Origin of the sequence: Mesorhizobium sp. B2-1-8, from assembly GCF_006442545.2 — a bacterium.
Lineage (GTDB): Bacteria > Pseudomonadota > Alphaproteobacteria > Rhizobiales > Rhizobiaceae > Mesorhizobium.
In genome coordinates this window covers 6,198,663-6,212,538 of record NZ_CP083952.1, presented here as the reverse complement: position 1 = coordinate 6,212,538, position 13,876 = coordinate 6,198,663, and the positions used below count along the sequence as shown (strand labels likewise).

The 13,876-nt window shown below is 63.2% G+C and carries 14 protein-coding genes and 1 tRNA gene; 5 read left to right on the top strand and 10 right to left on the bottom strand.

The genetic code is table 11. The features are described 5' to 3' along the window. The first annotated feature begins 5 nt into the window (after positions 1-5). Positions 6-1,673, top strand: coding sequence for an ABC transporter ATP-binding protein (locus FJ970_RS30375; protein WP_140758911.1), 1,668 nt, complete (start codon positions 6-8; stop codon positions 1,671-1,673). Positions 1,674-1,692: 19 nt separating this feature from the next. Beyond that, positions 1,693-3,063 carry an alpha-glucosidase/alpha-galactosidase gene (locus FJ970_RS30370; RefSeq protein ID WP_140758912.1) on the top strand — a complete coding sequence of 457 codons (1,371 nt, stop codon included), beginning with the start codon at positions 1,693-1,695 and terminating at the stop codon, positions 3,061-3,063. A 49-nt stretch (positions 3,064-3,112) separates the two neighbouring features. On the opposite strand, the gene yacG is transcribed toward FJ970_RS30370, so the two are convergent. From yacG to FJ970_RS30325, 9 genes are all read right to left on the bottom strand, one after another. After that, the gene (gene yacG, locus FJ970_RS30365) at positions 3,113-3,310 is read right to left on the bottom strand and encodes a DNA gyrase inhibitor YacG (RefSeq protein ID WP_140758913.1); all 198 of its coding nucleotides are present in this window, start codon (positions 3,308-3,310) and stop codon (positions 3,113-3,115) included. Further along, positions 3,307-3,933 carry a Maf-like protein gene (locus FJ970_RS30360; protein ID WP_140758914.1) on the bottom strand — a complete coding sequence of 209 codons (627 nt, stop codon included), beginning with the start codon at positions 3,931-3,933 and terminating at the stop codon, positions 3,307-3,309. The genes yacG and FJ970_RS30360 overlap by 4 nt, the downstream gene beginning before the upstream one ends. A gap of 18 nt (positions 3,934-3,951) precedes the next feature. After that, positions 3,952-4,170 (bottom strand): translation initiation factor IF-1, encoded by a 219-nt coding sequence (gene infA, locus FJ970_RS30355; protein ID WP_006329283.1) that lies wholly within the window; start codon positions 4,168-4,170, stop codon positions 3,952-3,954. A 197-nt stretch (positions 4,171-4,367) separates the two neighbouring features. After that, positions 4,368-4,778 (bottom strand): low molecular weight phosphatase family protein, encoded by a 411-nt coding sequence (locus FJ970_RS30350; RefSeq protein ID WP_246682584.1) that lies wholly within the window; start codon positions 4,776-4,778, stop codon positions 4,368-4,370. A gap of 47 nt (positions 4,779-4,825) precedes the next feature. After that, positions 4,826-5,311: a UPF0262 family protein gene (locus tag FJ970_RS30345; RefSeq protein WP_140758916.1), complete on the bottom strand. Its 486-nt coding sequence runs from the start codon at positions 5,309-5,311 to the stop codon at positions 4,826-4,828. A gap of 6 nt (positions 5,312-5,317) precedes the next feature. Continuing rightward, positions 5,318-6,610: a histidinol dehydrogenase gene (gene hisD / locus FJ970_RS30340; protein ID WP_140758917.1), complete on the bottom strand. Its 1,293-nt coding sequence runs from the start codon at positions 6,608-6,610 to the stop codon at positions 5,318-5,320. Between the two features lie 7 nt (positions 6,611-6,617). After that, entirely contained in the window at positions 6,618-7,049 is a 432-nt protein-coding gene (locus FJ970_RS30335) for a DUF2948 family protein (RefSeq protein ID WP_140758918.1), read from the bottom strand. 304 nt (positions 7,050-7,353) lie between these two features. Next, positions 7,354-8,646, bottom strand: coding sequence for a UDP-N-acetylglucosamine 1-carboxyvinyltransferase (gene murA, locus FJ970_RS30330; RefSeq protein WP_015316269.1), 1,293 nt, complete (start codon positions 8,644-8,646; stop codon positions 7,354-7,356). Between the two features lie 129 nt (positions 8,647-8,775). Then, complete coding sequence (locus tag FJ970_RS30325; protein ID WP_140758919.1) at positions 8,776-8,952, bottom strand: hypothetical protein; 177 nt, start codon at positions 8,950-8,952, stop codon at positions 8,776-8,778. Between the two features lie 161 nt (positions 8,953-9,113). Here FJ970_RS30325 and FJ970_RS30320 point away from each other — a divergent pair. Next, positions 9,114-9,188: transfer RNA gene (locus tag FJ970_RS30320), tRNA-Thr, on the top strand. 1,033 nt (positions 9,189-10,221) lie between these two features. On the opposite strand, the gene FJ970_RS30315 is transcribed toward FJ970_RS30320, so the two are convergent. Further along, on the bottom strand, positions 10,222-10,362 hold the full coding sequence (locus tag FJ970_RS30315; RefSeq protein ID WP_181178609.1) for a hypothetical protein: 141 nt from the start codon (positions 10,360-10,362) through the stop codon (positions 10,222-10,224). A gap of 369 nt (positions 10,363-10,731) precedes the next feature. Here FJ970_RS30315 and FJ970_RS30310 point away from each other — a divergent pair, with 369 nt between their 5' ends. Further along, positions 10,732-12,303 (top strand): DUF882 domain-containing protein, encoded by a 1,572-nt coding sequence (locus FJ970_RS30310; RefSeq protein ID WP_140758920.1) that lies wholly within the window; start codon positions 10,732-10,734, stop codon positions 12,301-12,303. A gap of 132 nt (positions 12,304-12,435) precedes the next feature. Continuing rightward, a complete protein-coding gene (locus tag FJ970_RS30305) occupies positions 12,436-13,824 on the top strand; it encodes a multicopper oxidase family protein (RefSeq protein ID WP_140758921.1) in 1,389 nt (462 codons plus the stop codon). Positions 13,825-13,876 lie beyond the last annotated feature (52 nt).

Sequence of the window (13,876 nt, the reverse complement as noted above, 5' to 3'; positions counted from 1 at the left end):
CCGGGATGACCGTCGTACTCGCGGAGCCCTTCGCACCAGCCTTCCGCCTTGACCATGATGGGCGCCAGGGAGAGCCCGTCATCGATGCCCGCAACATCGAGGTCGCCTTCAAGGTCGAGCACGGCGTCGTCGAGGCGGTCAAGGACATCTCGTTCCAGCTCTATCGCGGCGAGACGATCGCGATCGTCGGCGAATCTGGTTCCGGCAAGTCCGTGACGGCGCGCACCGTCATGGGGTTGCTGTCGCGCCGCGCCACCGTGTCGCCGAAATCGAGCATCTGTTACGACGGTCAGGACATCCTGAAATTCCCCGAAAGCGCCCGGCGCAAGCTGCGCGGCAACCGCATCTCGATGATCTTCCAGGAGCCGATGAGCTCGCTCAATCCGATCTATACGGTCGGCAGCCAGATCGTCGAAGCAATCCGGGTGCATCGCAAGGTGAGCCGCAGGCAAGCCTGGGCACGGGCGCTCGAACTGCTGCGGCATGTGCAGATTCCCGAACCCGAGGCGCGGCTCAAACAATATCCGCACCAGCTCTCGGGCGGGCAGCGGCAGCGCGTGATGATCGCCATGGCGCTCGCCAACGATCCCGACGTGCTGATCGCCGATGAGCCGACGACCGCGCTTGATGTCACTGTCCAGGCACAGATCCTCAACCTGATCCGCAATCTGCAGAAAGAGCTGCGGATGGCGGTGATCCTGATCACCCACGATCTCACCGTGGTGCGCAAGTTTTCCGACTATGTCTATGTGATGCAGCATGGCGAAATGTGCGAGCACAACGTCACCGAACGGCTCTTCGCCGCTCCGCGTCATCCCTACACGCAGCGGCTGCTTGCGTCCGAGCCACGCGGCCGACCGCAACCGCTGCCCGAGGGCTCAGGCACCATCCTCGAGGCGAATGGCGTGCGCGTCTGCTTCATGCTGCGCCACGGCACGTTCCTGAAGCCCGACTGGCGTGAACTGGTCGCCGTCGACGATCTCGACCTCAAGCTTTGCCGCCACGAGACGCTGGGCCTGGTCGGCGAATCCGGTTCCGGCAAGACCACCTTCGGCCAGGCGCTGCTGAGGTTGACCGACGCCAAACGCGGCGAGATCCGCTTCGATGGCCAGCCTATCCATGGCTTGTCGCGAGCGCAGATGCGGCCGCTGCGTTCGCGCATGCAGATCGTTTTCCAGGATCCGTTCTCCTCGCTCAACCCGCGCATGACGATCGGCCAGATCATCGAGGAAGGGCTGATCGTCAACAGCATCGGCGCGACACGGCGCGAACGGGTCGAGCGGGTGCGCGAGGCGCTGGTCAGCGCCGGCATGCCGGGCGATATCCTGTCGCGGTTTCCGCATGAATTCTCCGGTGGCCAGCGCCAGCGCATCGCGATTGCGCGGGCCATCGCGCTCGAACCCGAATTCATCCTGCTCGACGAGCCGACATCGGCGCTGGACCTCTCCGTCCAGGCGCAGATCATCGATCTGCTGCGCAAGCTGCAGGATGAGCGCGGCCTGAGCTACCTCTTCATTTCGCACGACCTCAAGGTGGTGCGCGCGCTGTGCCACCGCGTCATCGTCATGCAGCACGGCAAGATCGTTGAGCAGGGACCCGTCGACGAGGTCCTCACCAATCCCAAGACCGCCTACACCGAACGGCTCGTCAGGGCCGCTTTCGACGTGGCCTGAACACATGCCGGAGGTTACATTGGCAAGACATCCCAGGATCACTTTCATCGGTGCCGGTTCGACGGTGTTCATGAAGAACATTGTCGGCGACGTGCTGCAGCGCCCGGCGCTTTCGGGCGCCACGATCGCGCTGATGGACATCAATCCGCAGCGGCTGGAAGAAAGCGCCGTCGTCGTCAACAAGCTGATCGCCACACTCGGCGTCAAGGCGAAGGCCGAAACCTACACGGACCAGCGCAAGGCGCTGGCGGGCGCAGATTTCGTCGTCGTCGCCTTCCAGATCGGCGGCTATGAGCCCTGTACCGTCACGGATTTCGAGGTGCCGAAGAGATACGGCCTGCGCCAGACGATCGCCGATACGCTCGGCGTCGGCGGCATCATGCGCGGCCTGAGGACCGTGCCGCATCTTTGGAAGATCTGCGAGGACATGCTTGCCGTGTGTCCGCAGGCGATCATGCTGCAATACGTCAACCCGATGGCGATCAACACCTGGGCGATCTCAGAGAAATACCCCGAGATCAGGCAGGTCGGGCTGTGCCACTCGGTGCAAGGCACGGCGATGGAACTGGCGCACGATCTCGACCTTCCCTACGACGAGATTCGTTACCGCTCGGCCGGCATCAATCACATGGCCTTCTACCTGAAGTTCGAACATCGCCAGCCGGACGGATCCTACCGCGACCTCTATCCCGATCTTGTGCGCGCCTATCGCGAAGGCCGCGCGCCGAAGCCCGGCTGGAACCCCCGCTGCCCCAACAAGGTGCGCTACGAGATGCTGACCCGGCTGGGTTATTTCGTCACCGAAAGCTCGGAACATTTTGCCGAATACACGCCCTATTTCATCAAGGACGGCCGCCCCGATCTGATCGAGAAATACGGCATTCCGCTCGATGAATACCCCAAGCGCTGCATCGAGCAGATCGAGCGCTGGAAAGACCAGGCGCAGGCCTATAACTCGGCCCAGCGCATCGAGGTCGAGGAGTCCAAGGAATATGCCTCATCGATCATGAATTCGGTCTGGACCGGCGAGCCGTCGGTGATCTACGGCAATGTCCGCAACAATGGATGCATCACCTCGCTGCCCCGCGATTGTGCCGCCGAAGTGCCGTGCCTCGTCGATGCTTCCGGCATCCAGCCGACCAATATCGGCGACCTGCCGCCGCAGCTTACGGCGCTGATCCGCACCAACATCAATGTGCAGGAACTGACGGTGCGGGCGCTGATGAGCGAAAACCGCGAACACATCTACCACGCGGCGATGATGGACCCGCACACTGCGGCCGAACTCGACCTCGACCAGATCTGGTCACTGGTCGATGATCTCCTGGCCGCTCACGGCGACTGGCTGCCAGCCTGGACGCGTGGAAATCGCAAGAACCAGGCCGCCTGACCGGCGGCCCTGGCTTCATTTCGGCCCTGGCTTCATTTCGGCCCTGGCTTCATTTCGGCTCGTCGGTGTCCGGTTCTTCCTCGTCGTCGCGCGCCGAGATGACATAGGCGCCCTTCAGCCAGCGGTTGAGGTCGATGTCCTTGCAGCGCGTCGAGCAGAACGGATAGGTCTCGCGCGCCGACGGCTTGCCGCATTCGGGGCAAGGGCGCTTGGGCCGCAACGGCGTCACTTTGTCGTCGAGGCTCATGGCCGCGCGGACAGCCAGTTTTGATGGGCCTTGAAACCTTCGCCCGAGAGCAGCGCCGCCGTCTCATAGAGCGGCAGGCCGACGATGTTGGTGTAGGAGCCGACGAGCTTGACGACGAAGGAGCCGGCGAGACCCTGGACGGCATAGCCGCCGGCCTTGCCGCGCCATTCGCCCGAGGCGACATAGGCGTCGATCTCCTCGCGCGGCAGCCGCTTGAAACGCACCCGCGTCTCGACCAGCCGCTGGCGCATTTTGCCCCCCGGCGTGATCAGGCAGATGCCGGAATAGACCCGGTGCGACCGGCCGGACAGCAGCCCGAGGCAGTTGGCGGCGTCATCCAGCGTTTCGGCCTTGGGCAGGATGCGCCGCCCGACGGCGACCACCGTGTCGGCGGCCAGCACGAAGCTCGGCGCATAGTCCGTCTCGGTCTTCAGCGACGCGAACGCCTTCTCGGCCTTTTCCTTCGACAGGCGTTTGGCCAGCGAACGCGGATGCTCGGCACGCAGCGGCGTTTCGTCGATATCGGCTGGCAGGATGCGATCCGGCTCGATGCCGGCCTGCTGCAAGAGTTCGATGCGGCGCGGCGAACCCGAGGCAAGCACCAGCTTTTGCGAAATGCTCATCGCGCTCGGGTCTTGATCTTACTTGAAACGGTAGGTGATGCGGCCCTTGGTCAGGTCGTATGGCGTCATCTCGACCAGAACCTTGTCGCCGGTCAGCACGCGGATGCGGTTCTTGCGCATGCGGCCGGCCGTATGGGCGATGATCTCGTGTTCGTTTTCGAGCTTCACCCTGAACATCGCGTTGGGCAACAATTCCGTGACGATACCCGGAAACTCGAGGACTTCTTCCTTCGGCATTCGATACCTTTGCTTGGATGACAGTTCCGGCGCCTAGAGCATGATGCCGAAAAGTGTGAAGCGGATTTCCGACGACATCATGCTCTACTTCTTTGACCTAGAGTCGGATGATTTCAGGTCGGACAGACCTGAAATCATCCGACTCTAGCCGGAATTTCGGCGGAACCTATATGATAATCGTGCGCTTGTGAACACGCTTAATCCGTCGCGTTTTTTGCTTCGGGAAGCAAAAAACGTCGGCTTATGCGCAACTTCAGCCGCTCGCGCACGTCGCGATAGCTGGCCATGATCTGTTCGCGCGTGCCGCCGGCACCGGTCGGGTCCGGCGTCGGCCAGTATTCCACCTCGACGGCAAGCGAGCGGGTGAGTTCGAGCGCGGCATGGTGCGCCTCCGGCGCCAGTGTCACGATCAGGTCGAAATAGTCGTCCTCGAGATCGTCCAGCTTCCGTGGATGGCGTTCGCCCAGCATCAGGCCGTCCTCGGCAAGCACGGCGTCGACGAACGGGTCGCGCTCGCCGGCGCGCACGCCGGCCGAGGCGACGAAAATTGTGGCGGGCAGCACCCGGCGCGCCAGCTGCTCGGCCATCGGCGAGCGCACGGCATTCATGCCGCACAGGAACAGGACCGAGTGGGGCAGGGCGCCGGGGACCAGGATCAGCCCCGCCAGTGCAGCACGCAGACCAGCGTGAACAGGCGTCGCGCCGTGTCGAAGTCGATGTCGATCTTGCCGGAGAGCCGATCCATCAGTGTCTGCGAGCCCTCATTGTGCAGGCCACGGCGGCCCATGTCGATCGCCTCGATGTGGCTCGGCGTCGAGGAGCGGATGGCGTCGTAATAGCTCTCGCAGATCATGTAGTAATCTTTGACGATGCGCCTGAGCGGCGTCAGCGACAGGATGTGGGTGACGACGGCGGCGCCGTCCTCGCGCGCCACGGCAAAGACCAGGCGGGACTCGGCCAGCGACAGCTTCAGCCGGTAAGGACCTGTGCCGCTGTCATTGACAGGCTTAAAACTGTTCTCCTCGATCAGGTCGAAGATCGCCACCGCCCGCTCATGCTCGATATCGGGCGTCGAACGGCCGATCGATTCATCGAGTTCGACATCGATCAGTTTTGCGCGGGTTTGATGGTGGCCCGTCATGCCGGCCTACATGTTCAGCCGTATGGCGACGGAGCGACCATGCGCGTCGAGCCCTTCCGCCTGCGCGAGTGCGATCGCCGCCGGTGCCAGCATGCGCAACTGCTCCGGCCCGAGCTTCAGGACCGAGGTGCGCTTGACGAAGTCGAGCACTGACAGGCCCGACGAGAAGCGCGCCGAGCGCGCTGTCGGTAGCACGTGGTTGGAGCCGCCGACATAGTCGCCGATGACCTCGGGAGTGTGGCGGCCGAGAAAAACCGCGCCCGCGTTGCGCATCTTCGCCAGGAAGCCCTCGGCATCGTCGATGGCCAGCTCGACATGTTCGGCGGCGATACGGTCGACCAGCGGCAGCGACGCCTCGATGGTCGGAACCAGGATGACGGCGCCGAAATCGCGCCAGCTCGCCGCCGCCGTCTCGCCCCGCGACAGGCTCTGCAACTGGCGTTCGACCGCCTGTTCGACCGCTTTGCCGAAAGCCGGGTCGTCGGTGATCAGGATCGACTGCGACGACACGTCATGCTCGGCCTGGGCAAGCAGGTCCGCCGCGATCCACTCCGGATCATTGCCGCCGTCGGCCACCACAAGCACTTCCGACGGCCCGGCGATCATGTCGATGCCGACAGTGCCGAATACCCGCCGCTTGGCCGCGGCGACATAGGCATTGCCGGGGCCGACGATCTTGGCCACCGGCTTGATCGTCTGCGTACCATAGGCAAGTGCCGCGATCGCCTGCGCGCCGCCGACGCGGTAGATTTCGGAGACGCCCGATATATCCGCCGCCACCAGCACCAGCGGGTTGACGACGCCGTGCGGTGCCGGCACGACCATGACGATGCGCTCGACGCCGGCTACCTTGGCCGGCACGGCGTTCATCAGCACCGAACTTGGATAGCTTGCCGTGCCGCCCGGCACATAGAGCCCGACCGCGTCGATCGCGGTCCAGCGCGAGCCGAGCTCGACGCCGGCGGCATCGGTGTAGCGTTCGTCCTGCGGCTTTTGCCGCTGGTGATGGGACCGGATGCGGTCACGTGCGAATTTCAGCGCCTCGACCGTGGCCGGATCGGCCTCGGCATAGGCGCCGGCGATGTCTTCCGCCGAGACGGCAATGCCGAGATCGGCGAGGTCGCCTCCGCCGAATTTCTGCGTGTAGTCGATCAGTGCCGCGTCGCCCTCGGCACGCACGCGCGCGATGATGTCGCGCACCACGGCGTCGACATCGGCCGATACCTCGCGCTTGGTCAGGAGGAACGCGGCGAAACGCTGCTCGAAATCGGCGTCGGACTGGCGGAGCGTGATGGCCATCGTATGCTCAAGCCCTGTGTATGGGGCGTGACGTGGCTTCCCACGCGCCGCCGATATCGGCAAGGCGGGCCTCGATGCATTCGACATCGAGCATGATCGTGCCGCCGCCCGAAAAGATCAGTTCGACGATGCCGGCGGGCTTGCTGATCTCGATGAAGCTGATCGCCAGCAGGGAGAGGATTTCGGCCGGCTTGTCGCGGGCGATGCCGTTGGTCTTGGCGCCCAGCACCCGGTCGAAATGCAGCACGGCCTGCCGTCGTTCATTGTGCTGGCGAAACAGGCCGGATTTGGCCTCCCACACGAAACGGTTCATGGTCAGCACGAACCGTTTGGCCTTGGGCAGGAATTCGAGGTCCGCGACCTTCATCACGGCGTCCTGGAGATGAGCCGAGACGATGCTCAGATCCTGGTCGTCGAGCGCAATGAGTTTCAAGGCCATGCGGATTTCACACCTGAAGGTTGGCAATCAGCCTTTCTGTTAGGCGGTCTTTCCGATCGGTGCAACCGCGACAGGGATCCTGCTGATGCATGTCGCCTGGAAGTGTCCTCGGTTCCGGGATAACGACATGCATAAAATCAGAAACTTACAGCAGGTCGGGCGAATCCTATTCGCCGCGACATGCTGTAGAGGGATTTGCCTCAGGTTTTGCGCACCCCTCATCGGCCGCTGCCAAGCACTTCTACCCGTATAGCGAGGGGAGAAGGGCGCTTCGCAGATGATTTCGCCAAGCGACCGCAGATCGCTAAGCCGAAATACGCTCGATCACCGCGCCGCAATTGGAAAGCTTTTCCTCCAGCCGCTCGAAACCGCGGTCGAGATGGTAGACGCGGTTGACCGTGGTCTCGCCCTCGGCCGCCAGGCCAGCGATGACCAGCGAGACGGAAGCGCGAAGATCGGTCGCCATGACTGGAGCGCCCTTCAGCTTCGCCACGCCGTCGACGATCGCCGTCTGGCCCGAAAGCGTGATGTGGGCGCCGAGCCGCGCCAACTCCTGGACGTGCATGAAGCGGTTTTCGAAGATCGTCTCGGTGATGCGCGACTTGCCCTTGGCCATGGTCATCAGGCCCATGAACTGCGCCTGCAGGTCGGTCGGGAAGGCCGGGAAGGGCGCCGTCGTCACGTCGACCGGCGAAATGCCGGCGCCGTTGCGCTTCACGCGGATGCCGGAATTGGTCTGCGTGATCTCCGCGCCCGTCTGCGAAATCACGTCGAGCGCCGTCTGCAGCAGCTCCGGCCGTGCGCCTTCCAGCACGACGTCGCCGCCGGTCATGGCGACAGCCATGGCATAGGTGCCGGTCTCGATGCGGTCGGGGATGACGCGAACGCGCGCCCCCGACAGCGCTTCGACGCCGTCGATGGTGATGGTCGGCGTGCCGGCGCCGGAAATCCTGGCGCCCATCGCGTTGAGGCATTCGGCCAGATTGACGATCTCGGGCTCGCAGGCGGCGTTTTCGAGCACCGTCTCGCCCTTGGCGAGCGATGCCGCCATCATCAGCACATGGGTGGCGCCGACCGAGACCTTGGGGAAGACGTAACGGTTGCCGACAAGGCGGCCATTCCGCGTCTTGGCGATGACGTAGCCGGTGTCGACATCGATATCGGCGCCCAGCGCCTGCAGGCCTTCGAGGAACAGGTCGACCGGGCGCGTGCCGATGGCGCAGCCGCCGGGCAGCGAGACCTTGGCCTCGCCCATCCGGGCCAGCAGAGGCCCGATCACCCAGAACGAGGCGCGCATCTTGGACACCAGCTCGTAAGGAGCGGTGGTGTCGACGATGTTGCGGGCGGAAAAGTTGATGGTGCGCGAATAGCCCTCGTTCTGCTTCTCGCGGCGGCCGTTGACCGAATAGTCGACGCCGTGATTGCCGAGGATGCGGATCAACTGCTCGACATCGGCCAGATGCGGCACGTTTTCGAGCGTCAGCGTGTCGTCGGTCAGAAGCGAGGCGATCATCAGCGGCAGGGCGGCATTTTTCGCACCCGAGATCGGAATGCTTCCGGCAAGCTTGTTGCCGCCGACAATTCTGATGCGATCCATTGGAGAACGTCCCTCTCGGCCAGAAAAGGCCGGTTCAATCGTTTAAGTATCGGCCCGTCTAGACCATTGGCCAATCTGGTTCAAGAAATAGGATTTCGCCCACCCCGGTCCAAGAGTGGCCGATTTGAGTTAATCTTTCTGCATTTCCTTTGAAGCAGTGAGCCCGTCGGGTCGCTGGTCGGCCTCACCTGTGCGGCGCGAGCGCGACTGCGCCTTGCGCTTCTGCAGATTGGCGCGCAATTGCTCGGCGAGCCGGTTCTTGCGGATTGTTTCGCTGCTCTTCGGTGGATTTGTCTTGTCGCTCATCGTCCCGCCCCGGCTGGCGACCAGCCAACCCGCCATTCAGGGATAGCCAACATTGTGGCGCCGCCATGTCATGGAAAGCTATCCGGCAAAGGCTTTCACAGAAGCGTTGTTCTTGGCCTTGCGCTTACCGGTTCGATATGGCAGAAGCCCCGCCATCGGCGGCTGCGGTAGCTCAGTGGTAGAGCACTCCCTTGGTAAGGGAGAGGTCGAGAGTTCAATCCTCTCTCGCAGCACCAGTCTATCTTGTTGAAATCCCTCAACCATTTGACACGCAAGGCGTTGCGCCCATTATTCCGCTACAAAAGTCGTAACAAGAGGGCATGAATCTCGCGGCCGGACGCAATCGATATCTGCTTTTTCGGGGACGGCCGCTATTAATAGCAGGATCGTCGATCAGATTGCGACGAGCCCCGTGATAGCTGCAGCGCTGATGGCGACCGGTTCGTCGGGGCATGGAGCCCGGGAGATCAACGCGCAATGTAACGTGCCGAGTTGATCTGCTGTGCGGAGATGTCAGCGGAGCCAGACATATTGACCCAATGCAAGGCACATCGGCTTTGCAGAACGCCCGTTCTCGAACACGCTCGTGACACACTTCGCCACCGGCCTATGTTCCACCTTTTACCGGTTCCTTCGTTCGTATTGATGTGTTCCCATTATATTAGCTGGACCATATATTTCTAAGTCAGCCGGCGTGCCGCCCGCTCCTCAAAGCCCCGCCGGTTAGGCCCAGCGGCCTGACGCTGCCAGTCCCCCTAGCACCCACGCCGCTGGGCCGCCCGTTCACGCCCGCTGATCTGATGTCTGCGGATGGCTGGTGAAACGCTATCTTGCGGTCAAGGCCCCAGCGTCGCGGCGCGGCTGGCAAAACAGCACTTTGACGATCCCGGCATCCAGCCGCTTCGACACGCCGGCTTGCCTCAACAAGGGCCCAAGCCTGTCAGGCCGACGGTCAGTCGAACACACCTCGACAGCCTGTCGGGCAGCAGCCGCTGTCAATGGCACGGCTGATATGGGTAGAACTCGCCGGGCGGAGACCCCGCCATCTGGCCCGGCGAGCCTACAACCTGATCGGATTATGCGACCAGGGCCGGGATCAACCGGCAATGTGTCATGTGCAAGAACGATACCAGCACCTTAGTGCTGAAATGGGACAGGAGAGGACCAGCGTTCAAAATGGCGCTGCTCGAAAGCCGGCTTCCAGTCGCGATTGCGTTCCCCGCTACTGTCCCTCGAAGTGCTAGAAATATCCGCGCATCGTTGGGGTTGTTACTTGCCCCGGCCGAGAATCCGGTCGGCAATGCAGTCTAACGAGAAGGCGCCGGCGCCGCGTGTCAGCACGATAAGCAACAGCGAAGACCACAGCAGGTGCTCGGCCCAGTTCTCAGCGAAATTCGATTCGTCAGGCATAGCTAATCTGTACCTATGCTAACGCAAGCTGTGCCAGAGGCAAAGGCGGACAAATCTGCTACGAGGCTGACCTACTTCAACGTTAGCGGAGTCGTCTCGGTCAGCAACAGTCCGATAGCATCTGCCGTTGGCGCGTTCAGCCGGAAGACAACGTGGCTTCGCCCAAAGGCGGGCGTTCGGCAATCTCCAGCCGAAACGCGTTCCCCGCATGACACGATTCGTTAACCAAGATGCTGTTCTTCGACATGACGTGTTGTGGGATGGCTGACTGTGCGCCTTGTCAAGCCGGCGCGAAGGAGAGTGCTGAAAAGAAGGCTCCGCATCCGGCGAGGACGTTGAATCGCCCGAAACAGGAACGATGTGCAAGGCATGAGTGTGATTGAAAGCCAACAGAGCGCGCCCGGCGGTTTCCGCTGGTGGACCCGGTTGCCGGCCTTCGTGGTCGCTTTCTTCTGCATGTGCATCACCGATGCGTTCGCCGAAACGCGCGCTCTGCGAATTCAGCATCTCCATACCGGCGAGAAGGCCGAGATCGTCTTCAAGCGCAACGGGCGCTACGATCAGACGGGGTTGAAGAAGATCAATTTCATGCTGCGCGACTGGCGCCGCAACGAGCCAACCAGGATGGATCCGCGCCTGCTCGACCTTGTCTGGCAGGCTTACCGCGCCAGCGGCTCGACAGCCTATATCCACGTGGTCAGCGCCTATCGCTCGCCGGCAACCAACGCGATGCTGCGCGGCCGCTCGAAAGGAGTGGCCCGGGAAAGCCAGCACATGGTCGGCCGCGCCATGGACTTCTTCCTGCCGGATGTGCCGCTGAAGAAGCTGCGCGACATCGGCCTCAAGATGCAGGGCGGCGGCGTCGGCTATTACCCGACCTCCGGTTCGCCCTTCATCCACATGGATGTCGGCAATGTGCGGCATTGGCCGGGCATCAGCCGCCAGGAACTGGCCAGGGTCTTCCCGGACGGCAATACGCTGCATGTGCCGAGCGACGGCAAGCCGCTACCTGGCTACGAGCAGGCGTTTGCCGCCTACAAATCCCGCAAGGCCGCCGGCACGCCCAACATCGAACTTGCAAGCGCCGTCGGCGGCCAGCCCAAGCCGGCTCGCGGCCTGCTGGCGTCGCTGCTGGGTGGGCGCAGCGCGGACGAAGCGGATGATGCCGCGCAAGCCGTGCCTGCGCCACGCAAGCCGGCCAAGCCAGTTGAACTCAAACAGGCCGGACAGGGCATCGCCATCGTGGCGCCGGAGGCAGCCCGACGCACGGATATCCAGATCGCTTCCGTCGATCAGGCCGAGGAATCGCCGGCTGGACAGGGCGGCAAGACGCCTGAAGCGATCGTCATGGCGATGGCGCCCAGCGCAGTGCCGTTGCCGGCCTTCGCGCCGCGCGCCGGGTCTATGACGCAGGCCGAACTGCCGGAGGCAACCAACACCGAGATTCCCTTGAGCAAGGCCGGTGCCGCTCCCCCGATTGCTGGTCCCGACATAGTAGCGCTAAACATCCCGGTCCCGACATGGCGGCCGGAAGACCAGACGGGGCCGGCGCCTCGGCCGGAGGCGGCCAAACCCGCCGATGCAATCGGTGCCTTGCTGGCCATGCGTCACGCCGACGATGGTCTCGATCCGCTGGCCGGCCAGCGGGTTGCACTCCCCGCATCGAAGCCCGAAGATCGTGTCAGGACCAGCCCCAAGGCCGACCGTGTCCAGCGGCGTCTCGATCCCGAAGCCAGCGCCGTCATCGTGCCGCTCGAGACGGGTCGCCGCATCACCGGCGGAGCCGGGTCGAAAGCGGCAACCATCATTGCCGCCAATTTCATCCGCACGGCGCCGGAGCAGGTCTATCTCGATGGATTCCAGCCACGGCGACAGGCGTCCGATCACCGCCGCTTCACCGGCTCCGCGGTGAAATTCCTGCCCATCGCCAGCTTCAAATAAAGCTCGAAGGCATCCGTTCACTGGCACGCGAGAAGCCGACGCCCTGACCGGTGTCGTTGGCAAACGGATGCCAGTCCGGCTATTGACGGTAAAAGATGCGAATGGCAGTCAGCTTTTCCGTTGGAGCGCAACATGATCACACGCCGCGGGCTTTTGAAAACCGCCGCCAGCGCCGGCGCGAGCGGGGTTGGGCTTGCCGCGATGAGCAGGCTTGGCGGCTGGGCCGCGGCCACGCCTGAGCCGGTGGTTCTGCAGACGGCGAAAATCCGGGCGAAGCTCATGGATGTCGGCCAGACCAGGGATGTGCTGACCTACGGCAACGCCGGAATGCCTCCGGTCGTCAGGATGAAAAAGGGTGAGCCCTTCGCCGCGCGCCTCGTCAACGCCATCGATGATCCGACGACCATCCACTGGCATGGTATTCGCCTGCCGAACAAGATGGATGGCGTGCCCTTCCTGGTGCAGCCCTATGTCTACACCGGCGACCATTTCGACTATGCCTTCACGCCGCCCGACGCGGGCACCTTCTGGTACCACCCGCATTGCAACACGCTGGAGCAGATGGGGCACGGCCTGACCGGCGTGATCGTGGTCGAAAACCCGAACGATCCGAAATTCGACGCCGAATTTGTCCTCAATCTGCGCGACTGGCGCCTTGGCGACGACGCTCAGTTCATCGACCAGTTCCGGCCGCGCGATGCTGCCAGGACCGGCACTTACGGCACGGTGCGCACCGCGAACTGGCTCGACCAACCGCAATATGACGCCCCCGCCGGCGGGTTGGTGCGGCTGCGCGTTGCAATCACCGATGTCACCCGAATCTACGCCTTTCGCGTCGACGGCGCCGAAGCTGATGTCATCGCGCTGGACGGCAACCCGGTGCCGCAGCGTTTTGCACCCGATGCCCTATTGCTGGGGCCGGGGCAACGCATGGAACTCGTCATCCGCATGCCCGATGAAGAGGGCGCGATCGTCAGCCTGCGGGACGTCAGGGGCACCAAGCCCAAGGTGCTCGCAACGCTGGGCGCGACGGGCAACTCGCTCGAGCGGGATAGTCGCGATCTTGCACCGCTGGAGGCCAATCCGGTGGCCGAGGTCGATCTCACCGCCGCCCAGCATATTTCGCTGGCGCTCAGCGCCACGGCGGAGAACGTCCCGAGCGACGGCATCTGCGGCTCGCTCGGCTACAGTTTCTGGGCGATCAACAAAGTGCCATGGCCGGGCGATACGCCCGATCCGACCGCGCCTTTGGCCGAACTGAAGCTTGGCAAAAGTTACATCATCGACATGGAGAACCTGACGCCGCAATCGCATCCGATGCATTTGCACGGCATGAGCTTCAAGGTGCTGTCGTCCTCGACGCGTCCGGTGCGGCCGTTGATTTCGGACACTTATCTCATCCAGCCCAATGAGAAGGTGAGCCTGGGCTTCGTCGCCGACAATCCCGGCGACTGGCTGCTGCACTGCCACATCATCGAGCACCAGAAATCAGGCATGACGAGCTACGTCAGGGTGGTCTGAAGCCGTCACGACAATGTCAATTGGCAACCCTTTGGGCCAATAATTCGCGGCA